Raw genomic sequence first — 20,654 nt, 5'->3', positions numbered from 1 at the left:
GCGGGCGAATGGGCTCCAGCGGCTTGGCGGGAGGTGACGGCTTTTGCCGCATGCAGAATTTCAGAAATATCAGCCCAATTGGCCTTTAGCGCTTGATGGATAAGCGCAAGCAGCTATATAAAAAATAGCAAATTAGGCAGCGGGCAGCTGTGAACCCTCGGCGAACAACCAGTTGCGCTGTGCGCGAAACACGGCGTCCGGGTACGGCGAACGCCCGCGGCTGCCGTTATAGCGCCCCAGAGCCATGAACAGGTCGCCCCGCTCCCGGTCGATGTAGTGCCGCAAGATCACACAACCAAAGCGCAGATTGGTCTGCATGTGAAACAGCTTGCCGGGGTCACCATCCCCAATCACCCGTGTCCAGAAGGGCATGACCTGCATGTAACCACGTGCGCCCACGCTGGACACCGCGTATTTGCGGAACGCACTCTCCACCTGGATCAGGCCCAGCACCAGGGACACATCCAGCCCGGCACGCTTGGATTCGTACCAGGCGGTCTGCAGGAAGTCGCGGCGGACCTCCCATTCGGGCTTGCGGCGGCGCAGGCGGTCGCTCATGGCGGCGAGCCAGCGCACGTAGTGAATGCGGGCTTCGGTGGTGAAAAAATGGGGCTCTGGCGGTGCCTGGTTGGCAATGGCCGAACTGAGGGCGGTGCGCACAGAGTCCATCAGGGGCTCTTCCAGCTGCCCGCCCGCATAGGCCAGCGAGGGCGCCGCCAGCCAAGCCGCAGGTGCAGACAGAGCCGACAGCGCCGTCAGGCAGACGCGCCGGGATACACAGCCCCCATCATCGGGAGCCCTGCCCACTGCAGAAACCAGCCGCGCCGCGTTCATACCGCCATGCGGCCCTTCACGTGGGCCAGGATGTCTGCCACCGCCACCTTGGTGGCCGCAGGGTCGCGGCGGTGCTGGTACTCGACCACGCCGTCTTTGAGGCTCTTGTCGCCAATGGTCACGCGGTGGGGCACACCGATCAGTTCCCAGTCGGCAAACATGGCACCGGGGCGCTCACCCCGGTCGTCCAGGATCACGTCGACGCCCGCAGCCAGCAGGTCGGCATAGAGCTGCTCGGCCGTGGCCTTGACGGCTTCGCTGCGGTCCATGCCCACGGGGCAGACCACCACGGTGAAGGGGGCAATCGCGTCGGGCCAGATGATGCCGCGCTCGTCGTGGTTTTGCTCGATGGCCGCAGCGGGCAAGCGCGTGACGCCAATGCCGTAGCAGCCCATTTCAAAAAATGCGGGCCTGCCGTCGTCACCAAGGAAGGTGGCGTTCATGTCCTTGCTGTATTTGGTGCCCAGGTAGAACACATGACCCACTTCAATACCGCGCTCAATCGCCAGCTCACCCTTGCCGTCGGGCGAGCGGTCGCCCGCCACCACATTGCGCAGGTCGGCCACGGCGTCGGGCTCCGGCAGGTCGCGGCCCCAGTTCACGCCGGTGATGTGGAAGTCCACCTCATTGGCGCCGCAGATCCAGTCAGCCATCAGGGCGACTTCGCGGTCGGCCACGATCTTCAAAGGCTTCTTCAGGCCGATGGGGCCCAGGTAACCGGGCTTGCAGCCGAAATGGTCTTCGATTTCGCCCACCGTGGCAAAACGGAAACCCGCCAGCCCCGGCACCTTACCCACCTTGATCTCGTTCATGTCGTGGTCGCCGCGCAGCAGCAGCAGCCAGACCTGGGTCTTGACAATTTCGCCGGCTTCGCTGGTTTCGTCTGTGGCCAGCACGAGCGACTTGACCGTAGTGTTCAGAGGCACTCCCAGCAGTTCTGCCACATCGGCGCAAGTGCTCTTGCCAGGCGTGGCCGTTTTGGTCAACGCCTGAGTGGCTGCACCGCGTGGGCCGGCAGGGGCCAGCGCTTCGGCTTTTTCCATGTTGGCGGCGTAGTCGCTCTGTGGGCAGTAGACGATGGCGTCTTCGCCCGTGGCAGCGATCACCTGGAACTCTTCGGAGAGGTCGCCACCGATGGCACCACTGTCGGCCGCCACGGCGCGGTAGGTCAGGCCAAAGCGGTCAAAAATGCGGCGGTAAGCCTGCGCCATGATTTGGTAGCTGGCCTTGGCCGAGGCTTGGTCGCGGTCGAAGCTGTAAGCATCCTTCATGATGAACTCGCGTCCGCGCATCAGGCCGAAGCGCGGACGGCGCTCGTCGCGAAACTTGGTCTGGATCTGGTAGAAGTTCTTGGGCAGCTGCTTGTAGCTCTTGAGTTCCTGGCGCGCGATGTCAGTGATCACTTCTTCGCTGGTGGGCTGCACCACGAAGTCGCGGCCGTGACGGTCCTGAATGCGCAACAGTTCAGGGCCCATCTTGTCGAAACGGCCCGTTTCATGCCACAGCTCAGCAGGCTGGACTACGGGCATGGTCAGTTCCACGGCGCCTGCACGGTTCATTTCCTCGCGCACGATGGCTTCCACCTTGCGGATCACCCGCAGCCCCATGGGCATGTAGTTATAGATGCCAGCGCCCAGCTTCTTGATCAGCCCCGCCCGCGTCATGAGTTTGTGGCTGACCACTTCGGCATCCGCCGGAGCTTCCTTGAGGGTGGAAATAAAGAATTGGGAGGCTTTCATCGGAATCGATTGCAGGCAGAACGGGGCCGTCCACTTGCTGCGCGCTAGGCGCCGTGCATAATGGACACAGTTTAAAAATTTGGGGTTTGATTATGCTTGACCGGGACGGCTTTCGGCCGAACGTCGGCATCATCCTGCTCAACCAGAAAAACCAGGTGTTCTGGGGCAAGCGTATACGCACCCACAGCTGGCAGTTTCCGCAGGGTGGCATTGACCGGGGAGAAACTCCCGAGCAAGCCATGTTCCGTGAGCTGCATGAAGAAGTGGGCTTATTGCCCAACCACGTACGCGTGGTGGCCCGCACCCGGGACTGGTTGCGCTATGAGGTGCCTGACCGGTACATCCGCCGCGATGCACGCGGACACTACAAGGGCCAGAAACAAATCTGGTATCTGCTTCAACTGGTAGGACACGACTGGGACCTGAACCTGCGTGCCACCAACCATCCGGAATTCGACGCCTGGCGCTGGAATGACTACTGGGTTCCGCTGGATGTCGTGGTCGAATTCAAGCGTGGCGTCTATGAAATGGCGCTGACGGAACTGGCCCGCTTCCTGCCTCGCCACGAGCAGCGCAACCGCTACCTGCGCAGTGGCATGCGCACGCGCGAGGGCGAACACGCGGGCACCATGTTTCGGACGGGGTCCATGCTGATCAATCCGGGCATGGAGCTTCCACCGGGGGCCAGTTTCGATCCAGATCCGCAGAACAGTGTGCCCGGAGAGCTAGACGGACTGCCTGCGGTCACCACGCCGCGTTAATTCATTGGCGAGGTGATCGCCAGTCCCATGAAAAACGCCTGCAAATCGCAGGCGTTTTTGTTGGTGGACTGATGGTGTCTTTGAGAAGCTACGTTGGCTGCTGGCTTTCGCCGTCAGCTGGCGGCCAGCACCATGTTGTCTCGATGCACCATCTCTGGCTCGGCAACGTAACCCAGAAGCTTTTCGAATTCGGTCGAAGGCTTGCGGCACAACATTCTGGCTTCGGCCGCAGCATAGTTGGCCAGGCCACGGGCAATTTCGGTGCCGGATGCGTCGCGCACGGCAATCACGTCGCCGCGCGAAAAGTCACCCTCCACAGCCGTCATACCGATAGGCAGCAGACTCTTGCCTTCATCACGCACCTTGGCCGCAGCCCCCGCGTCCACCACCACCGAGCCGCGCAATTGAAGGTGGTCGGCCATCCACTGTTTGCGGGCTTGCTTTTTTTGCGTCTGGGCCACAAGGAGCGTACCCAGCGCCTCCCCTTGAACGAGGCGAACCAGCACATCGGATTCGCGCCCCCAGGCAATGACCGTGGAGGCGCCAGAACCAGCAGCACGCTTGGCCGCGAGGATCTTGGTGATCATGCCGCCCTTGCCAATGCTGGAACCCGCACCACCGGCCATGGCCTCCAGCGCTGGGTCGCCAGCCTTGGCTTCGTGCACAAACTGCGCGGACGCATCGCGGCGCGGGTCGGCCGTGTACAGGCCCTTTTGGTCGGTGAGGATGATCAGCGCATCGGCCTCGACCAGGTTCGCCACCAAGGCGCCCAGGGTGTCGTTGTCGCCGAACTTGATTTCGTCGTTGACGACGGTGTCGTTCTCATTGATCACCGGCACCACGCCCAGGCGCAAGAGCGTCAGCAGGGTCGAGCGCGCATTCAGGTAGCGCTCGCGGTCGGCAAGGTCCGCATGGGTGAGCAACACCTGCGCGCTGCCCATGCCTTGCTCGCGCAGCTTGGTTTCGTACATCTGCGCCAACCCCATCTGCCCAACGGCAGCGGCAGCCTGCAGCTCGTGAACTTCGTTCGGCCGCGTGGTCCAGCCCAGGCGCTTCATGCCTTCGGCAATGGCGCCACTGGACACCATCACAACCTCGCGCGGCAACCCGCCATCGCCACGCACCAGAGCCGCCAGCTGACGACTCCACTCGCCAATGGCGGTTTCGTCGAGGCCACGACCCTCGTTGGTCACAAGACTGGAGCCCACCTTGACCACGATGCGGCGGGCGTCACGCAATACGCTGGAAACCATTTTTTAAGTTTTTTTGGCCGCTAGCGCTTATCCAAAAAGCGCCAATAGCTATTATTAATATAGCAAATGAGAACGCAGACTGTGACTGCAAATCAGGCTGGCGCATCCCCTGCAAAACGTGGATCAATTTCCACTGGCTCGTTCTCCACCCGCTGTTCGGACTGCACATGGCGGAAGATGGCATGGATCAGCGGCTCGCAGCCTTCACGCGTCAGGGCAGAAATCTCAAACACCGGCCCCTTCCACTTAAAGCGCTTGACGAAATCCTTCACACGGGCTTCTCGCCCTTCGGTGGGCACCATGTCCAGCTTGTTCAGCACCAGCCAGCGCGGCTTGTTGTACAACTGCTGGTCATACTTCTTGAGCTCGTTGACGATGGCTTTGGCCTGAGCCACTGGGTCCACCGCATCGTCGAAAGGCGCCAGATCCACAATGTGCAGCAGCAGGCGGGTGCGCTGCAGATGGCGCAGAAACTGGTGCCCGAGGCCCGCACCTTCCGAAGCGCCTTCGATGAGACCGGGAATATCAGCCACCACAAAACTCTGCTCCGGCCCCACGCGAACCACACCCAAGTTGGGGTGCAGCGTCGTAAAGGGGTAGTCTGCAATCTTGGGGCGGGCGTTGGACACCGCCGTGATGAAGGTGGATTTACCCGCATTGGGCATGCCCAGCAGGCCCACGTCGGCCAGCACCTTCAACTCCAGCTTCAGGTTCTTCTTCTCGCCGGGCCAGCCTGGTGTCTTCTGGCGCGGGGCCCGGTTGATAGCGCTCTTGAAGCGCATATTGCCAAAGCCGCCATCACCACCCTTTGCAATGGTGATGACCTCGCCCGGGTTCAGCAGCTCGTAGAGCACCTCGCCCGTTTCGGCGTCTGTGATGATGGTGCCGACCGGCATCTTGAGGGTGATGTCGGCACCAGCCGCACCAAACATATCCGATCCCATGCCATGCTCGCCCCGCTTGGCCTCGTGCCTGCGCGAATAGCGAAAGTCCACCAGGGTGTTCAGGTTCGGATCAGCCACGGCAAACACATGCCCACCGCGACCACCATCCCCACCGTTGGGACCGCCGAATTCCTTGTACTTTTCGTGCCGAAAAGACACGCAGCCATTGCCACCATCACCGGCGGCAATGTCAATAAAGGCTTCATCGACGAACTTCATGGGATATCCAGTTTACAAAAGGGCGCAGCACCGGCAGCAGACTGCCTGATTCTGTCGGAACTGCGGAACGCCTTGCAGGCGCCGTCTGCCGACGACTTGAGCGCCATCGTACAGACCAAACAACAAAGCCCCGGCAAAGCGGGGCTTCGATGGCTACCAGAGGAATGAACCTCAGGCAGGAGTCACATTGACCGTGGACTTGGACAACGCACCCTTGGTACCGAACGACACGTGGCCGTCCACCAGTGCGAACAAGGTGTGGTCCTTGCCCACGCCGACATTGTTGCCGGGGTGGAAACGTGTGCCCCGTTGGCGCACGATGATCGAGCCAGCGCTGATCAGTTCACCACCGAACGCCTTGACACCCAGCATCTTTGGCTTGGAGTCACGTCCGTTTCGCGTAGAGCCGCCGCCTTTTTTCTGTGCCATGACTAGCTCCTTCGATTAAGCAGCAATCGCACCGATTTGCAGCTCAGTGAACTGCTGGCGATGGCCTTGGCGTTTTTGATAGTGCTTGCGACGGCGCATCTTGAAGATGTGCACTTTGTCGTGCTTGCCGTGGGCCACGACAGTGGCTTTCACGGTTGCGCCGGACACCAGGGGCGTACCAACCTTCAGTTCAGCGCCGTTGCCGACAGCCAGAACCTGGTCGATCACAATTTCCTGGCCTACGTCCGCAGCAATCTGTTCTACTTTAATTTTTTCGCCGGAAGCAACGCGATACTGCTTGCCGCCGGTTTTTATGACCGCGTACATGTTGACCTCTTGATATGAGTTCTGCAGACGAATTTCCGCAGAGCCCAAGAGTATAGCGCATTGCAATACAACACACCACCCCCGCTTTCAGCGACAGCGCCGCCGCCTCGATGGTCGCAACGAAGCGCCTCCGGGGCTTCCTATAATCCGGTCTCTTTCTGTGACCACCATCTTGACTGACCACACCGCCCCCGCAGCATCCCCTCTCTTGCTCGTTGCACAAGACATGCACGAGGTCGACAAGGTCATTGGTCAGCGCCTGACGTCCAGCGTCCCTCTGGTGGCCCAGATATCGCAGTACATCATTGCCGCTGGCGGAAAACGCCTGCGACCGGCACTGCTGCTGATGGTCTGCGGCGCCCTGGGGTATCGGGGCGCACATCGGCACAGCCTCGCGGCCGTTGTGGAACTGATCCACACCGCTACACTGCTGCACGACGATGTCGTGGACGCATCCACCCTGCGCAGAGGCCGACCCACGGCGAACGAAACCTTTGGCAACCCCGCCAGCGTGCTTGTTGGGGATTTTCTGCACACCCGCTCCTTCCAGATGATGGTCGAGGCAGGCAGCATGCGGATCATGGAGATACTCTCGGAGGCCACCAACGTGATCGCCGAGGGTGAGGTGTTGCAGCTGATGAACATGCATGACGCATCGCTCGACGAAGCGGGTTACCTGCGCGTCATTCGCTCTAAAACCGCCAAACTGTTTGAAGCCAGCGCACGCCTCGGCGCAGTACTCGCCGAGAGCTCGCCTGAAATTGAGGAAGCTTGCGCAACCTACGGACAAGCGTTGGGCACCGCTTTCCAGATCATTGACGACGTCCTCGACTACGACGGGGATGCGACTGAGATGGGGAAAAACCTGGGGGACGATCTGCGCGAAGGCAAGTCCACCCTCCCCCTCATCGCTGCCATGGAGCGCGGCACCGAAATTCAGGCGCAGGTCGTGCGCCAAGCCATTGAACAAGGCTCGACCGACCAACTGGCAGACATCGTGCAAATCGTCCGCGAGACCGGCGCACTGGAAGTCACACGGGCCGCCGCCTTTAGCGAGGCCCGCCGAGCCATGGCGGCTGCAGAGCAACTACCAACCAATGCATATTCAGCAGCTTTGCTAGAATTGGCCGCACAGTTGCTTACAAGACGCAACTGATCTGCCCATTGCATCAGCTTCTGAGCGCAATAGCGGCACACGGGGTGTAGCTTAGCCTGGTAGAGCGCTACGTTCGGGACGTAGAGGCCGGAGGTTCGAATCCTCTCACCCCGACCATAAATACCAGTGCATTTTCAGCAATAGCACCCTTTTTGTGGTGCTGTTGCCAATCTCGAATCTCTGTACAGCCTTCAGATGATCGGTGATGATAGGATGGTTTCTTTTCCACACCTAACATATTTCCGGTTACATGGCCGCTGTCGATACTGCCCCCAAAGAAGCCTCCGCAGTGGCCCTCCCCGGATTGGGCAGGGCCCTGATGTCTGCTGGCAAGCTGACCCAGAAGGCAGCAGAGGACATTTACAAAAAATCACAAACTAGCCGGACCAGCTTTATTGCCGAACTGACCGGTTCTGGCGCGGTGTCAGCTGCCGACTTGGCCCATACCGTGTCGGCTGTGTTTGGCGCACCCTTACTCGATCTGGATGCGATTGATCCATTACGGCTGCCGAAAGAACTGCTCGACGGCAAGATATGCCAAGCATATCGGGTTGTTGTGCTCAGCAAGCGCAATAATCGCCTGATTGTTGCGACTGCAGACCCTACGGACCAGGAAGCAGCCGAAAAAATAAAATTCACCACCCAGATGGGGGTGGACTGGATTATTGCGGAGTATGACAAGCTCAGCCGCCTAGTAGAAACCACCACCAAATCGGCCAGTGAATCTTTGGAAACGCTGACGGGTGGTGGTGGTGATTTTGAATTTGACGACTCACCCATCGAAGAGGCACCAGACAACAACGATACTGGGGCTACTGATGTAGAAGATGCTCCCATCGTCAAATTCTTGCACAAAATGCTGCTGGACGCATTCAATATGCGTGCGTCCGATTTACATTTTGAACCTTATGAGCATCAATACCGCGTGAGATTTCGGATTGATGGTGAATTACGAGAAATCGCGTCCCCACCAATAGCCATCAAGGACAAGCTGGCATCTCGTATCAAGGTTATTTCTCGCCTGGATATTTCTGAAAAGCGGGTACCGCAAGACGGGCGCATGAAACTCAAGGTGGGCCCGGACAGAGTCATTGATTTCCGGGTCAGTACCCTCCCGACCTTGTTTGGGGAAAAGATTGTTATCCGTATTCTGGACCCCAGCAGCGCCAAGCTGGGTATTGATGCATTGGGCTATGAACCCCAAGAGAAAGAGCGCCTGCTCGAAGCCATTGGGCGGCCCTATGGAATGATCTTGGTCACAGGCCCCACGGGCTCCGGTAAAACCGTTTCCCTTTATACCTGCCTGAATCTTCTCAACAAGCCAGGCGTCAATATTGCCACAGCGGAAGACCCATCCGAAATCAATCTTCCAGGCGTTAACCAAGTTAATGTGAATGAAAAGGCTGGACTAACCTTTGCGGTCGCCCTCAAGTCCTTTCTGCGGCAAGATCCCGACATTATCATGGTCGGCGAAATCCGTGATCTGGAAACTGCGGACATTTCCATCAAGGCAGCACAAACGGGGCATTTGGTGTTATCAACGCTTCACACCAATGACGCCCCCACTACTTTGACGCGCATGCGCAATATGGGGATCGCCCCGTTCAATATTGCTTCCAGCGTTATTCTCATCACAGCGCAGCGCTTGGCCCGCAGGTTGTGCCCCACCTGCAAGGCGCCGGCCGATATACCGCATGAATCGCTGCTCGAAGCAGGGTACAAAGAAGAAGAAATTGATGGAAGCTGGGTCACGTACCGCCCCATAGGCTGCTCCGCTTGTAACAACGGATATAAGGGACGGGTCGGCATCTACCAAGTCATGCCGATCTCTGAGGACATCCAACGTATCATCCTACGCGACGGGAGTGCACTAGAAATCGCCGAACAGGCGAGAGCAGAAGGCGTGCGCTCGCTCCGCGAATCCGGCCTGCACAAGGCAAGACTGGGCTTCACTTCACTGGAAGAAGTGCTTGCCGTCACCAACGAATAACGACTAGAGGGTCCAGCATGGCAACCGCTGCATCACGGGATATCAAGGATTTTGTTTTTGAATGGGAAGGCAAAGATCGCCACGGCAAGATAGTGCGGGGCGAGGTGCGTGCGTCTGGCGAGAACCAGGTGCAAGCCACGCTCCGCCGCCAGGGCGTTTTTCCCACAAAGATCAAGAAACGCCGGATGCGCTCTGGCAAGAAGATAAAGCCCAAAGACATCGCTTTGTTCACGCGCCAGCTTGCCACAATGATGAAAGCAGGCGTTCCACTTCTGCAATCGTTTGATATTGTGGGGCGAGGGAATACCAACGCAAGTGTTACCAAACTACTCAACGACATCCGCTCCGATGTCGAAACAGGCACTTCCCTGAATGCTGCATTCCGCAAGCATCCCATGTATTTCGATAGCCTCTACTGCAACCTTGTGGAAGCAGGCGAAGCCGCCGGTATTTTGGAAGCCCTGCTGGACCGTTTGGCCACCTACATGGAAAAAACGGAGGCCATCAAATCAAAAATTAAATCAGCTTTGATGTATCCCATTTCCGTGATCATCGTTGCCTTTGTGGTAGTTACGATCATCATGATTTTTGTGATTCCTGCATTCAAGGAAGTTTTTTCATCGTTTGGGGCCGATTTGCCTGCCCCTACACTTTTCGTGATGGGTATTAGTGAAATCTTCGTTAAGTGGTGGTGGTTAATCTTCGGTGTGATTGGTGGAGGTTTTTTCTTTTTCATGCAGGCCTGGAAAAGAAATGAAAAGATGCAGATGTTCATGGACCGCGTGCTATTGAAGATTCCAATTTTTGGGGCTTTGATCGATAAATCCTGCGTTGCGCGTTGGACACGTACTCTGTCCACGATGTTTGCGGCAGGGGTGCCACTGGTTGAAGCTCTGGACTCCGTCGGTGGTGCTTCGGGCAATTCTGTGTATTCCATGGCAACCGAAAAAATCCAGCAGGAAGTCTCTACCGGTACCAGCCTGACCGCAGCCATGGGCAACGCAAATATTTTTCCCTCCATGGTCCTTCAGATGTGCGCCATCGGGGAAGAATCAGGTTCCATTGACCACATGCTGGGCAAAGCTGCGGATTTCTATGAGGCCGAAGTGGACGAAATGGTGGCGGGCTTGTCCAGTCTGATGGAGCCCATCATCATCGTGTTCCTGGGTACGCTGATTGGCGGCATCGTCGTCTCCATGTACCTCCCAATCTTCAAACTCGGCCAAGTTGTGTAATGGAGATGCCCGTTTGGTGGAATGCAAGTTTGGGCGGGGTAATGGGACTTCTAATCGGTAGCTTTCTCAATGTGGTCATCTACCGGCTTCCCAAAATCATGGAACGCCAGTGGGCTGAGGAAATCCGGGCAGCGCAGGCGCAGAGCGCGCCAGGAGATGCCGGTGCCGCACCTCCTGAACAGGAGCGGTTCAACCTCATGGTTCCCCGTTCCCGCTGCCCATCGTGTGGGCACATGGTCCAGTGGTACGAGAACATCCCTGTTTTGAGCTACCTTTTTCTGCGCGGGCGCTGCTCCGCGTGCAAGGAGCGGATCTCGGTACGCTATCCCTTGATCGAGATGGCGACGGGGGCCCTTTTCTTCCTGTGCATCCAGCGCTGGGGGATGACGCCCACGGGGCTCGTCTGGTGCGGGTTCTCGGCAGCCTTGGTCGCCTTGGCGTTCATCGACTGGGACACGACCCTGCTCCCGGACGACATCACTTTGCCGTTGCTGTGGGCTGGCCTGCTCGCTTCCGCGCTGCAGTGGATTGAGGTGCCCTTGTATGCCTCCGTGCTCGGCGCGGCAGCGGGGTATCTTTCGCTCTGGCTGGTTTACTGGGGATTCAAGCTCGCCACGGGCAAGGAAGGCATGGGCTATGGGGATTTCAAGCTGTTTGCCGCATTGGGTGCTTGGTTTGGCTGGCAGGCCCTGATCCCCATCATCCTGATGTCCTCAGTCATCGGTGCCGTCATCGGTATCGGGATGAAAGTCTTCAGCAGCCTGCGTGAAGGCGGCTACATCCCTTTCGGCCCCTTCCTGGTCGGCGCTGGTTTTACCGCCATGGTGTTTGGCCCCAACGCTATCCTTAACTCTGTCTTGAACCTTCTGGGCCTATAAACGATGAATCCGCGCAGGCGCCCCTTGCGCCTTGGCTTGACCGGGGGCATTGGCAGCGGAAAGAGCACCGTGGGCGGCATGTTCGCCGCGCTGGGAGGCAGCCTGATCGATGCAGACCAGCTAGCTCGCGACGTGACAGGCCCTCAAGGAGCGGCCATGGACGCAATCAGCGCCACTTTCGGGGCAGACTTCGTGGATGCGTCCGGCGCACTGGACCGCGCGCGAATGCGGGCTCTGGTCTTCAGCCACCCCGAGGCACGCGCCCAACTCGAAGGGATCGTGCACCCTCTGGTTACCCTGCATAGCAACGCGAAGGCCCAGCAGGCTGCGGACCAAGGCCATGCCCTGATCGTGTTTGACATCCCGTTGCTGGCGGAATCCGGCCGGTGGGCCCGCAGGCTCGATGCGGTCGTGGTGGTGGATTGCTCTGAAGAAACTCAGATCCAGCGGGTCATGCAACGCAGCGGCCTGGCGCGAGAGGTGGTGCAAGGCATCATCGCCTCGCAGGCAAGCCGCACGGCGCGCCGCGCCGTGGCAGATGCCGTGATTGCCAACGACAGGGATTGCTCGCTAGAGGACCTGCGCCTGCAGACCCAGCAAGTGGCCACGCTGTTCGGGCTATGATGCGAACGAAACCGTTTGTGCTTTCACCCCATGCCGTGCGCCACCGGCGTCAGAATACTCCCTGAGCCCCCAGGAACCCGCCAGCGTGATCCTTTACGAATATCCCTTTAACGAGCGTCTCAGAACCTATCTGCGGCTTGAGCAGTTGTTCCGCCGGTTGGGAGAACTGATTCCCCGCTCCCACGCGCTCGACCACCACTTTGCGCTGGTAACCATCTTCGAAATCATGGATGTGGCGGCACGGGCCGACCTCAAGTCGGATGTGCTCAAGGACATCGAGAAGCACAAGCACCAGCTCGATAGCTACCGTGGCAATCCCTCGATCTCCGAAGCGGCCCTTGACGCAGTCATTGCCCAGCTCGACCGTTGTTTCACAGCTCTCAACACCCAATCAGGCAAGTCCGGACACTTGCTCACCGAAAACGACTGGCTGATGAGCATCCGCAGCCGGGTGGGCATTCCCGGTGGCACCTGCGGGTTCGATTTGCCTGCGTATTACGCGTGGCAGCACCATGAACCAGGTGTGCGCCAGCAGGCCCTCGAAGAGTGGGCATCGACCCTGGCCCCGCTGGCCGAATCCATTTATGTGTTGCTCAAGCTGCTGCGCGACTCTGGCGTTCCCCAGAAGGTGGCAGCAGAGCGCGGTCAATTTCAGCAGAACCTGCCGCAGGGCCGTACATTCCAGTTGCTGCGTCTGCGCATTGACCCGGCCCTGAACCTGATTCCCGAGATCAGCGGCAACCGCCTGATCGTCTCGGTGCGGCTCATGCGGCTGGAAAGTGACGGGCGCCTGCATGCCAGCAATGAAGATGCGGCCTTCGAGCTGACCCTGTGCGCGTAAGCTGCGGCGCCGGATAGGTAGCAGGCAAGGACATTGAGAACGACGACGAGCATGGCCAACTCTACGCACACCCAACCACGAGCACGCATCGTCACCTGCCCCAGTTGTGGCGGTGACAGTGTCTACAGCCCCGCCAACGTGTACCGCCCATTCTGCAGCGAGCGGTGCAAGCAGATCGACCTCGGCGCCTGGGCCAGCGAGGACTTCCGCATGCCTGCAGAGGCTCCACCCGCCGACGAAACTTATGGCGATCCTCGCCTGCAGCACTGACCTCGACTGGGAATTGCCCAGGATTTCAAACAAAATTGGGCTCTAGCGCTTACCAATGAAGCGCTAGCAGCTATAAATTCGGCAGCAAAGGAAAGTCACTCCGGCGAATATTCCAGGCCACGCTCTTCAGCGAGCCACTGCAGCACAGGGTAGGCACCGGGCAGCACCGGTGACACCGTCAGTGGCATCTGCTGCCACTCCATGGTCTGCCCTTCGCGCATTTCGAATTCGCCCGACCATTCCCAGACCTTGCACCAGTGCAAGCGCACCAGGGCATGTGGGTAGTCGTGTTCCGTGACTTTCCAGACACTGGCAGCGCCGATGGTCACGCCCAGCTCTTCCACCAGCTCTCTGCGCAGCGCCTGCTCCACAGTTTCGCCCGCTTCGACCTTGCCGCCCGGAAACTCCCAATACCCGGCATAAGGTTTTCCCGGCGGGCGTGTGGAGAGCAACATCGCGCCATCGGCCCGCAAGAGGATACCGACAGCCACCTCGGTGTGCTTGCGCGCCGTAGTCGCGGCCGGTGTTGCAGGCGCAGCAGCGGATCCGGCAACAGAATCAACCATCGTGGCGCCCCGCATAGTCACGCGCAAACTGGTAGGCCACACGGCCACTGCGCGAGCCGCGCTCCAGCGCCCAGACCAGCGCCTCGGGCCGGGCCGCAGCAGTCGCGGCGCCAGAGACCCCGAAGGAGGCCAGCCACTGGGCGACGATGGTCAGGTACTCCTCCTGGCTGAAGGGGTAGAAGCTCACCCACAGGCCAAACCGCTCTGACAGCGAAATCTTCTCCTCCACCACTTCACCGGGGTGCACTTCGCCATCAGCGGTGTGGGTGTACGTGAGGTTTTCAGCCATGTATTCGGGCAACAGGTGGCGCCGGTTGCTGGTGGCGTAGATCAGCACATTGGGCGTGGCGGCGGCCACCGATCCATCCAGGATCGACTTGAGCGCCTTGTAGCCTGGCTCGCCGTCTTCAAAGCTCAGGTCATCGCAAAAGATGATGAATTTCTCCGGCCGGTCGGCCACCACATCCACGATATCCGGCAGGTCGACCAGATCCGCCTTGTCCACCTCGATCAGGCGCAGGCCCTGTCCGGCGTACGCATTCAGGCAGGCCTTGATGAGCGACGACTTGCCGGTTCCACGCGCACCGGTCAGCAGCACGTTGTTGGCGGGCTTGCCCAACACAAACTGCTCGGTATTGCGCTGAATCTTTTCCTTTTGCCCGTCGATCTCTTTGAGATCCGCCAGCTGCATCGCAGCCACATGGCGCACGGGCTCCAGGGTGCCGTGGCCACTGCTGCGCTTGCGGTAACGCCAGGCGATGGACAAAGACCAGTCCGGCGCTCCCAGGGGCTGGGGCAGCACAGACTCGATGCGGGCGATCAGCTGCTCGGCCCGCTCGATCAGATGTTCAAATTTTTGATTCATTTCGGGCCTAGCGCTTATCTATCAAGCGCCAAAAGCTATCAAATTAGGAGCATTCTTTACGAACGATAGTCCGCATTGATGGTGACGTATTCGTGACTGAAATCGCAGGTCCACACCGTGTCGGAGGCCTCGCCCCGACCCAGCAGCACGCGCACTGTGATCTCGCTTTGCTTCATCACGCGCTGGCCGTCTTCCTCGCGGTAGGCGGGGTTGCGTCCGCCCTGAATGGCCACGTGTACGTCGTCCAGGTACAGATCAATACCGGTCTGGTCGAGGTCGTCAATGCCTGCGTAGCCCACGGCCGCGAGAATACGGCCCAGGTTTGGGTCGCTGGCATAGAACGCGGTTTTGACCAAGGGCGAATGGGCGATGGCGTACGCCACCTTGCGGCACTCTTCGCCGGTCTTGCCACCTTGTACCTGCACGGTGATGAACTTGGTAGCGCCTTCGCCGTCGCGCACAATGGCCTGGGCAAGCTTTTGCGATACCGCCAGCATGGCGGCCTTGAGGGCCTGGCCCTCGGTGCTTGCCAGAGAAGTGATGGGCGCATGCGCGGCCTTGTTGGTCGCCACCACCACAAACGAATCGTTGGTGGAGGTGTCGCCATCGATGGTGACGCGGTTGAACGAGCCATCGGCCAGTTCGCGAGCCAGCTGCTGCATGACCACAGGGGCCACGCAAGCGTCCGTGGCCATGAAGCCGAGCATGGTGGCCATGTTGGGCCGGATCATGCCCGCGCCCTTGCTGATGCCGGTGATGGACACGGTGGCACCACCAATCTGCACTTGGGCAGAAAAGGCCTTGGGCAAGGTGTCCGTGGTCATGATGCCTTCTGCAGCGCGCGCCCAGTGGCCCGGCTGCGCGTCGGCAATGGCGGCGGGCAGGCCTGCCTCGATGCGGTCATTGGGCAGCGGCTCCATGATCACACCGGTGGAAAACGGCAATATCTGCTCGGGCGCTACGCTGAGCTGGCGCGCGAGGGCAACGCAGGTGGCGCGCGCACGCGCCAGGCCATCAGCGCCCGTGCCAGCGTTGGCATTGCCGGTGTTGATCAGCATGGCGCGGATGGGCTGCCCGCTGGCAAGGTGGTCGCGGCTGATCTGCACCGGCGCCGCACAAAAACGGTTCTGCGTGAACACGCCCGCCACGCTGGCGCCCGCATCCAGCAGGAACACGGTGAGATCCTTGCGGTTGGCTTTGCGCACACCGGCTTCGGCAACGCCAATGCGCACTCCAGCAATCGGGTGCAGATCAGCGGCAACGGGGGCAACGAGATTGACGGGCATGGGGGTCCTTCTGAAAAACTGCGGCCGATTATCCGGAAAACCGTGGCACGCCAATGAAAACACGGGCCGAAGCCCGTGTTGTGTGGATCAGGAAATCAGGCGAGCTTGCCGTGGCACTGCTTGTACTTCTTGCCGCTGCCACAAGGGCAAGGATCGTTGCGGCCCACACGCATGCCCTCCGGCAGCGCCAAGTCCTGCGCCTGCACATCCACCGTGGTTTCGACCTCGCCCGTTTCGGTCGGCGCGGTATAGGTCACGTTGGCAATGCTTTCGCCACGGTTTTCCATCTCTTGCGCGGCCTGGTCCAGCTGCTCCTGCGATTGCACCTGCACGGTCATGAGAATCTTGGTGACTTCGTTCTTGACCTGGTCGATCAGCTGGCGGAACAGCTCGAAGGCCTCGCGCTTGTATTCCTGCTTGGGTTGCTTCTGCGCATAGCCACGCAGGTGAATGCCCTGGCGCAGATAGTCCAGTGCGGAGAGGTGGTCGCGCCAGTTGGAGTCGAAGCTCTGCAGCAGCACCATGCGCTCGAACTGCGTGAAGTTCTCGCGCCCAACCTGCGCCACCTTGGCGTCAAACGAGGCATGGGCAGCGGCCAGCACCTTCTCCAGGATTTCATCGTCGGTGATGGCGCTGGCGCCCTGCACCACCTGCTGCAAGGCAATCGACACCTGCCATTCTTCAGCCAGCACCTTTTCCAGCGCGGCGAGGTCCCACTGCTCTTCCACCGATTCGGCGGGCACATACTGGCGCACCAGATCGGTCATGCAGTCTTCGCGCATGGCAGCGATCACGTCCGACAGGTCGGCAGCATCCAGAATGTCGTTGCGCTGCTGATAGATCACCTTGCGCTGGTCGTTGGATACATCGTCGTATTCCAGCAGCTGTTTGCGGATGTCGAAGTTGCGGGCTTCCACCTTGCGCTGGGCCGACTCGATGCTGCGCGTCACGATGCCGGCTTCGATGGCTTCGCCATCGGGCATCTTCAGGCGGTCCATGATGGCCTTGACGCGGTCGCCCGCGAAGATGCGCATCAGGGAATCGTCCAGGCTCAGGTAGAAACGCGACGAGCCGGGGTCGCCCTGACGGCCCGAGCGGCCGCGCAGCTGGTTGTCGATGCGGCGGGACTCATGGCGTTCGGTCGCAATGATGCGCAAGCCACCCAGTTCCTTGACCTTCTCGTGATCGATCTTCCACTGCTCGCGCAACGCCGCCACCTTGGCAGCGCGCTCCGTTTCAGACAGGGTCTCATCGGCCTCGATGGCCGCCACATCCTTTTCAATGTTGCCGCCCAGCACGATGTCGGTCCCGCGCCCGGCCATGTTGGTCGCGATGGTGATCATGCCCGCACGGCCTGCCTGGGCCACGATGTCCGCCTCCCGTGCATGCTGCTTGGCGTTCAGCACCTGATGCGGCAGGCCTTCCTTGTTCAGGAGCTGGTCGATGATTTCAGAGTTCTCGATCGACGTGGTGCCCACCAGAACGGGCTGGCCGCGCTCGTGGCATTCACGGATGTCCTTGATGGCGGCTTCGTACTTCTCGCGCGTGGTCTTGTAAACGCGGTCCAGCTGGTCGTCGCGGCGGCTGGGGCGGTTCGGCGGGATGACCACGGTTTCCAGGCCGTAGATTTCCTGGAACTCGTAGGCTTCCGTATCGGCCGTACCGGTCATGCCGGCGAGCTTGTTGTACAGGCGGAAGTAGTTCTGGAACGTGATCGAGGCCAGCGTCTGGTTCTCGGCCTGGATGTTCACGCCTTCCTTGGCTTCCACGGCCTGGTGCAGGCCTTCGCTCCAGCGGCGGCCCGACATCAGGCGGCCGGTGAACTCGTCCACGATCACGATCTCACCGTTTTGCACCACATAGTGCTGGTCGCGGTGATACAGGTGGTTGGCACGCAGCGCCGCATACAGGTGGTGCATCAGCGTGATGTTGGCCGGGTCGTACACCGAGGCCCCCTCGGCAATCAGGCCCTGGCTAGCCAGGATGCGCTCAGCGCTCTCGTGGCCCTGCTCTGTCAGGAACACCTGGTGCGTCTTCTCATCCAGCGTAAAGTCGCCAGGCTTGGTCACGCCTTCACCCGTGCGCGGGTCGGCTTCGCCTTCCTGGCGCACCAGCAGCGGCACCACCTTGTTCATTGCGATGTACATCGCTGTGTGGTCTTCGGCCTGGCCGCTGATGATCAGCGGTGTGCGGGCTTCGTCGATCAGGATCGAGTCCACCTCATCGACGATGGCGAAGTTCAGGCCTTGCTGCACGCGGTCCTGCGCTTCGTAGACCATGTTGTCGCGCAGGTAGTCAAAGCCGTATTCGTTGTTGGTACCGTAAGTGATATCAGCGCGGTAGGCTTCCTGCTTTTGCTCGCGCGGCATGTTGGGCAGGTTGATGCCCACCGTGAGGCCCAGGAAGTTGTACAGGCGCCCCATCCACTGCGCATCGCGGTTGGCGAGGTAGTCGTTGACTGTCACCACATGCACACCCTTGCCCGACAGGGCATTGAGGTACACGGGCAAGGTGGCGGTGAGGGTCTTGCCCTCGCCCGTCCGCATTTCGGAGATCTTGCCAAAGTGCAGCGCCATGCCTCCCAGCAGCTGCACATCAAAGTGCCGCATCTTCATGATGCGCTTGGAGCCCTCGCGCACCACGGCAAAGGCTTCGGGCAGGATGTCATCCAGCGATTCGCCCTTGGCCACGCGCTCCTTGAACTCCTGCGTCTTGGCCTTGAGCTGCTCGTCCGACAGTTTCTCGTAGTCGGGCTCCATCGCGTTGATGCGGGTCACCGTCTTGCGGTACTGCTTGAGGAGCCGGTCGTTGCGGCTGCCGAATAGTTTGGTGAGGAAGTTGGTGGCCATGCGAACAGGACCGCCTGCCCCGCTGCAAGCAGCGCGTCAAGCGACCGAAATCCCTAAGATGAATTGAGTTCAGGTGGGTCCATCACCAAGGATTGCAAGCACTGCAATCCCGGGCCGTGAACACCGGACCCGCGATTTTACCTGCCCGCTGCAGGTGTGGCCGGCTGGCCGGGCGATGCGTGCGGCTGGATCGCCGCAACCTGCGCGCCCGCAGCCGTGCCACCAGCGCTGAGAAACTTCTGTGGGTCCTGGAAAACCCCTTGCACCAGCACCTCAAAGTGAAGGTGGGGACCGGTGGAACGCCCTGTGGTTCCCACTTCGGCAATCTTCTGGCCACGGCGTACGATGTCGCCCTGCTTGACCAAGGTGCGCGATGCGTGGGCGTAGCGCGTGACCAGCTGGTTGCCGTGGTCCACCTCGATCATGTTGCCGTAAGCCGGATGGTATTCCTGCGTCACGACTACACCCCCCGCAGCTGCCAGGATCGGTGTTCCGGTATCTGCCTGAAAATCCAGGCCCGTGTGCAAGGCCGACTGGCCGGTGATTGGGTCTACGCGCCAGCCAAACGCCGAGCCCGGCACCCGTCCGGTGACAGGCGCATGGGTAGGAATCATCTTCTTGCGGATGTGCTGGTCAAAAAGGCGCGATTCGAGCACGGTCATCAAATCCACACGCTGGTTGGTCAGGCGCTCCAGCTCGTCAAGGGTGGATTGCAGTTCCTCCATGGAGAGATTGCGTGCACTGACCAACACCCCTCCACGCCCATCGGACTTCTGGACATCGGCCGGCGCCATGCCTGCAAGGCCCAGCACGCGGTCGCCCAAGGATTCCAGCTGCACCATGCGGGCCTGCATCTCGCCAACGCGGCGGGCCATGGCATCCAGATTGGCACGCATGAAACGGTCCCGCTCTGCAAACTCGTCCTTGACGACCAGCCGTACCAATGACCCCACAATGGGCCAGCCTTCACGCGCGCCCTTGAGAAACACCCAGTGGTACAGCGTCACAGCCACCAGCATGAGGCACAGCGACAGCAAGAGCCCTGCCAGGATCAGGCGGGTGCCCGACAAGTGAATGGCCCGGCTGCGCGCCAGCCTGGCGTCCGTGATAATCAGATGCACTACGAATTCTCCACGCCCGAAGACGCACACCATGAACCGCCGCCACTACGCCGTCACCCTGCAGCAAGCCAGCGAGGACTCTCCCACGCTGGCCAAGCTCACAGCGCTGACACGCGACTCCAGTGATCGGCTCAAGGCCATTGAAATGCTGATTCCTGCGGCGCTGCGCCCAGCGATCCAGGCCGGCCCCATTGATGGAGACTCCTGGTGCCTGCTGGTCAAAAGCAATGCCGCCGCGGCAAAAATACGCCAACTGCTGCCTGCTTTGCAGGCGCATTTGCGCAGCCGGGGGTGGGAGGTTAACGCGATTCGCCTGAAAGTTCAAACCTGACGGTCAACGCCAGGATCAGGGAATGCGGTGAGGAACAGGAGAAAACTGGTGCCGGTTGTCGGAATCGAACTGACGACCTACCGCTTACAAGGCGGGTGCTCTACCAACTGAGCTAAACCGGCGAAGGCTGCATTTT

At 60.2% G+C, this 20,654-nt stretch carries 21 protein-coding genes and 2 tRNA genes; 11 read left to right on the top strand and 12 right to left on the bottom strand.

Translation table 11 applies throughout. The annotated features are described in order from the left end of the window. Positions 1–132: 132 nt before the first annotated feature. Both AC2YJX_RS06885 and AC2YJX_RS06880 read right to left on the bottom strand, forming a co-directional pair. Complete coding sequence (locus AC2YJX_RS06885) at positions 133–834, bottom strand: lytic transglycosylase domain-containing protein (RefSeq protein ID WP_055399165.1); 702 nt, start codon at positions 832–834, stop codon at positions 133–135. Continuing rightward, positions 831–2,573, bottom strand: coding sequence for a proline--tRNA ligase (locus tag AC2YJX_RS06880; RefSeq protein WP_055399167.1), 1,743 nt, complete (start codon positions 2,571–2,573; stop codon positions 831–833). Before AC2YJX_RS06880 ends, AC2YJX_RS06885 begins: the two co-directional genes overlap by 4 nt. A 92-nt stretch (positions 2,574–2,665) precedes the next feature. Between AC2YJX_RS06880 and AC2YJX_RS06875 the strand changes: the two genes are divergently transcribed. Further along, positions 2,666–3,334 carry an RNA pyrophosphohydrolase gene (locus AC2YJX_RS06875; RefSeq protein ID WP_055399169.1) on the top strand — a complete coding sequence of 223 codons (669 nt, stop codon included), beginning with the start codon at positions 2,666–2,668 and terminating at the stop codon, positions 3,332–3,334. A 113-nt stretch (positions 3,335–3,447) separates the two neighbouring features. Here AC2YJX_RS06875 and proB read toward each other — a convergent pair whose 3' ends face one another. Together proB and cgtA are read right to left on the bottom strand one after the other, a co-directional pair. Next, a complete protein-coding gene (gene proB, locus AC2YJX_RS06870) occupies positions 3,448–4,587 on the bottom strand; it encodes a glutamate 5-kinase (RefSeq protein WP_121507427.1) in 1,140 nt (379 codons plus the stop codon). Positions 4,588–4,679: 92 nt separating this feature from the next. Further along, the gene (gene cgtA, locus AC2YJX_RS06865) at positions 4,680–5,690 is read right to left on the bottom strand and encodes an Obg family GTPase CgtA (protein ID WP_487255756.1); all 1,011 of its coding nucleotides are present in this window, start codon (positions 5,688–5,690) and stop codon (positions 4,680–4,682) included. On the opposite strand from cgtA, the gene AC2YJX_RS06860 reads away from it, so the two are divergent. Beyond that, the gene (locus tag AC2YJX_RS06860) at positions 5,619–5,918 is read left to right on the top strand and encodes a hypothetical protein (RefSeq protein ID WP_233559615.1); all 300 of its coding nucleotides are present in this window, start codon (positions 5,619–5,621) and stop codon (positions 5,916–5,918) included. The genes cgtA and AC2YJX_RS06860 overlap by 72 nt on opposite strands. 3 nt (positions 5,919–5,921) lie before the next feature. On the opposite strand, the gene rpmA is transcribed toward AC2YJX_RS06860, so the two are convergent. Together rpmA and rplU are read right to left on the bottom strand one after the other, a co-directional pair. After that, complete coding sequence (rpmA, locus tag AC2YJX_RS06855) at positions 5,922–6,179, bottom strand: 50S ribosomal protein L27 (protein ID WP_008905145.1); 258 nt, start codon at positions 6,177–6,179, stop codon at positions 5,922–5,924. A gap of 15 nt (positions 6,180–6,194) precedes the next feature. Continuing rightward, positions 6,195–6,506, bottom strand: a complete 312-nt coding sequence (gene rplU / locus AC2YJX_RS06850) for a 50S ribosomal protein L21 (RefSeq protein WP_005794184.1) — start codon at positions 6,504–6,506, stop codon at positions 6,195–6,197. A 226-nt stretch (positions 6,507–6,732) separates the two neighbouring features. Between rplU and AC2YJX_RS06845 the strand changes: the two genes are divergently transcribed. The 8 genes from AC2YJX_RS06845 (at position 6,733) to AC2YJX_RS06810 (ending at position 13,500) form a co-directional block, all read left to right on the top strand. Then, positions 6,733–7,662, top strand: a complete 930-nt coding sequence (locus AC2YJX_RS06845; protein ID WP_055399175.1) for a polyprenyl synthetase family protein — start codon at positions 6,733–6,735, stop codon at positions 7,660–7,662. A 40-nt stretch (positions 7,663–7,702) separates the two neighbouring features. After that, positions 7,703–7,779: transfer RNA gene (locus AC2YJX_RS06840), tRNA-Pro, on the top strand. Between the two features lie 133 nt (positions 7,780–7,912). Beyond that, positions 7,913–9,652: a type IV-A pilus assembly ATPase PilB gene (pilB, locus tag AC2YJX_RS06835; protein WP_487255614.1), complete on the top strand. Its 1,740-nt coding sequence runs from the start codon at positions 7,913–7,915 to the stop codon at positions 9,650–9,652. A 17-nt stretch (positions 9,653–9,669) separates the two neighbouring features. After that, complete coding sequence (locus AC2YJX_RS06830) at positions 9,670–10,887, top strand: type II secretion system F family protein (RefSeq protein ID WP_431151982.1); 1,218 nt, start codon at positions 9,670–9,672, stop codon at positions 10,885–10,887. Then, the gene (locus AC2YJX_RS06825) at positions 10,887–11,765 is read left to right on the top strand and encodes a prepilin peptidase (RefSeq protein ID WP_487255613.1); all 879 of its coding nucleotides are present in this window, start codon (positions 10,887–10,889) and stop codon (positions 11,763–11,765) included. Before AC2YJX_RS06830 ends, AC2YJX_RS06825 begins: the two co-directional genes overlap by 1 nt. 3 nt (positions 11,766–11,768) lie before the next feature. Next, positions 11,769–12,389, top strand: coding sequence for a dephospho-CoA kinase (coaE, locus tag AC2YJX_RS06820; RefSeq protein ID WP_487255612.1), 621 nt, complete (start codon positions 11,769–11,771; stop codon positions 12,387–12,389). 85 nt (positions 12,390–12,474) lie between these two features. Beyond that, positions 12,475–13,230: a cell division protein ZapD gene (zapD, locus tag AC2YJX_RS06815; protein ID WP_055399185.1), complete on the top strand. Its 756-nt coding sequence runs from the start codon at positions 12,475–12,477 to the stop codon at positions 13,228–13,230. A 51-nt stretch (positions 13,231–13,281) separates the two neighbouring features. Then, on the top strand, positions 13,282–13,500 hold the full coding sequence (locus tag AC2YJX_RS06810) for a DNA gyrase inhibitor YacG (RefSeq protein ID WP_228898759.1): 219 nt from the start codon (positions 13,282–13,284) through the stop codon (positions 13,498–13,500). 95 nt (positions 13,501–13,595) lie between these two features. On the opposite strand, the gene AC2YJX_RS06805 is transcribed toward AC2YJX_RS06810, so the two are convergent. The 5 genes from AC2YJX_RS06805 to AC2YJX_RS06785 form a co-directional block, all read right to left on the bottom strand. Continuing rightward, positions 13,596–14,066 carry an NUDIX domain-containing protein gene (locus AC2YJX_RS06805; protein ID WP_121508813.1) on the bottom strand — a complete coding sequence of 157 codons (471 nt, stop codon included), beginning with the start codon at positions 14,064–14,066 and terminating at the stop codon, positions 13,596–13,598. Continuing rightward, positions 14,059–14,931 (bottom strand): ATP-binding protein, encoded by an 873-nt coding sequence (locus AC2YJX_RS06800; protein ID WP_218298710.1) that lies wholly within the window; start codon positions 14,929–14,931, stop codon positions 14,059–14,061. Before AC2YJX_RS06800 ends, AC2YJX_RS06805 begins: the two co-directional genes overlap by 8 nt. Before the next feature lie 56 nt (positions 14,932–14,987). After that, on the bottom strand, positions 14,988–16,217 hold the full coding sequence (argJ, locus tag AC2YJX_RS06795) for a bifunctional glutamate N-acetyltransferase/amino-acid acetyltransferase ArgJ (protein WP_487255611.1): 1,230 nt from the start codon (positions 16,215–16,217) through the stop codon (positions 14,988–14,990). 95 nt (positions 16,218–16,312) lie between these two features. Then, positions 16,313–19,066: a preprotein translocase subunit SecA gene (gene secA, locus AC2YJX_RS06790; RefSeq protein ID WP_487255610.1), complete on the bottom strand. Its 2,754-nt coding sequence runs from the start codon at positions 19,064–19,066 to the stop codon at positions 16,313–16,315. Between the two features lie 137 nt (positions 19,067–19,203). Then, positions 19,204–20,187 (bottom strand): M23 family metallopeptidase, encoded by a 984-nt coding sequence (locus AC2YJX_RS06785; RefSeq protein WP_487255609.1) that lies wholly within the window; start codon positions 20,185–20,187, stop codon positions 19,204–19,206. 31 nt (positions 20,188–20,218) lie between these two features. On the opposite strand from AC2YJX_RS06785, the gene AC2YJX_RS06780 reads away from it, so the two are divergent. Beyond that, positions 20,219–20,518 (top strand): hypothetical protein, encoded by a 300-nt coding sequence (locus tag AC2YJX_RS06780; protein WP_055399197.1) that lies wholly within the window; start codon positions 20,219–20,221, stop codon positions 20,516–20,518. Between the two features lie 46 nt (positions 20,519–20,564). Here the strand turns inward: AC2YJX_RS06780 and AC2YJX_RS06775 are convergent. After that, positions 20,565–20,640 (bottom strand) — tRNA-Thr (locus AC2YJX_RS06775). Positions 20,641–20,654: the final 14 nt, after the last annotated feature.

It is taken from the genome of Acidovorax sp. SRI_002 (assembly GCF_057586455.1).
Note: the sequence above shows the minus strand (reverse complement) of the source record. Positions and strands in the feature narration are given on the sequence as shown.

Bases quoted from the DNA above. Each gene is read 5' to 3' on its own strand.
- AC2YJX_RS06885 (WP_055399165.1), bottom strand. From the start codon at position 834: ATGAACGCGGCGCGGCTGGTTTCTGCAGTGGGCAGGGCTCCCGATGAT.
- AC2YJX_RS06880 (WP_055399167.1), bottom strand. From the start codon at position 2,573: ATGAAAGCCTCCCAATTCTTTATTTCCACCCTCAAGGAAGCTCCGGCG.
- AC2YJX_RS06875 (WP_055399169.1), top strand. From the start codon at position 2,666: ATGCTTGACCGGGACGGCTTTCGGCCGAACGTCGGCATCATCCTGCTC.
- proB (WP_121507427.1), bottom strand. From the start codon at position 4,587: ATGGTTTCCAGCGTATTGCGTGACGCCCGCCGCATCGTGGTCAAGGTG.
- AC2YJX_RS06860 (WP_233559615.1), top strand. From the start codon at position 5,619: ATGCCCACCGCGACCACCATCCCCACCGTTGGGACCGCCGAATTCCTT.
- rpmA (WP_008905145.1), bottom strand. From the start codon at position 6,179: ATGGCACAGAAAAAAGGCGGCGGCTCTACGCGAAACGGACGTGACTCC.
- rplU (WP_005794184.1), bottom strand. From the start codon at position 6,506: ATGTACGCGGTCATAAAAACCGGCGGCAAGCAGTATCGCGTTGCTTCC.
- AC2YJX_RS06845 (WP_055399175.1), top strand. From the start codon at position 6,733: ATGCACGAGGTCGACAAGGTCATTGGTCAGCGCCTGACGTCCAGCGTC.
- pilB (WP_487255614.1), top strand. From the start codon at position 7,913: ATGGCCGCTGTCGATACTGCCCCCAAAGAAGCCTCCGCAGTGGCCCTC.
- AC2YJX_RS06830 (WP_431151982.1), top strand. From the start codon at position 9,670: ATGGCAACCGCTGCATCACGGGATATCAAGGATTTTGTTTTTGAATGG.
- AC2YJX_RS06825 (WP_487255613.1), top strand. From the start codon at position 10,887: ATGGAGATGCCCGTTTGGTGGAATGCAAGTTTGGGCGGGGTAATGGGA.
- coaE (WP_487255612.1), top strand. From the start codon at position 11,769: ATGAATCCGCGCAGGCGCCCCTTGCGCCTTGGCTTGACCGGGGGCATT.
- AC2YJX_RS06810 (WP_228898759.1), top strand. From the start codon at position 13,282: ATGGCCAACTCTACGCACACCCAACCACGAGCACGCATCGTCACCTGC.
- AC2YJX_RS06805 (WP_121508813.1), bottom strand. From the start codon at position 14,066: ATGGTTGATTCTGTTGCCGGATCCGCTGCTGCGCCTGCAACACCGGCC.
- AC2YJX_RS06800 (WP_218298710.1), bottom strand. From the start codon at position 14,931: ATGAATCAAAAATTTGAACATCTGATCGAGCGGGCCGAGCAGCTGATC.
- argJ (WP_487255611.1), bottom strand. From the start codon at position 16,217: ATGCCCGTCAATCTCGTTGCCCCCGTTGCCGCTGATCTGCACCCGATT.
- secA (WP_487255610.1), bottom strand. From the start codon at position 19,066: ATGGCCACCAACTTCCTCACCAAACTATTCGGCAGCCGCAACGACCGG.
- AC2YJX_RS06780 (WP_055399197.1), top strand. From the start codon at position 20,219: ATGAACCGCCGCCACTACGCCGTCACCCTGCAGCAAGCCAGCGAGGAC.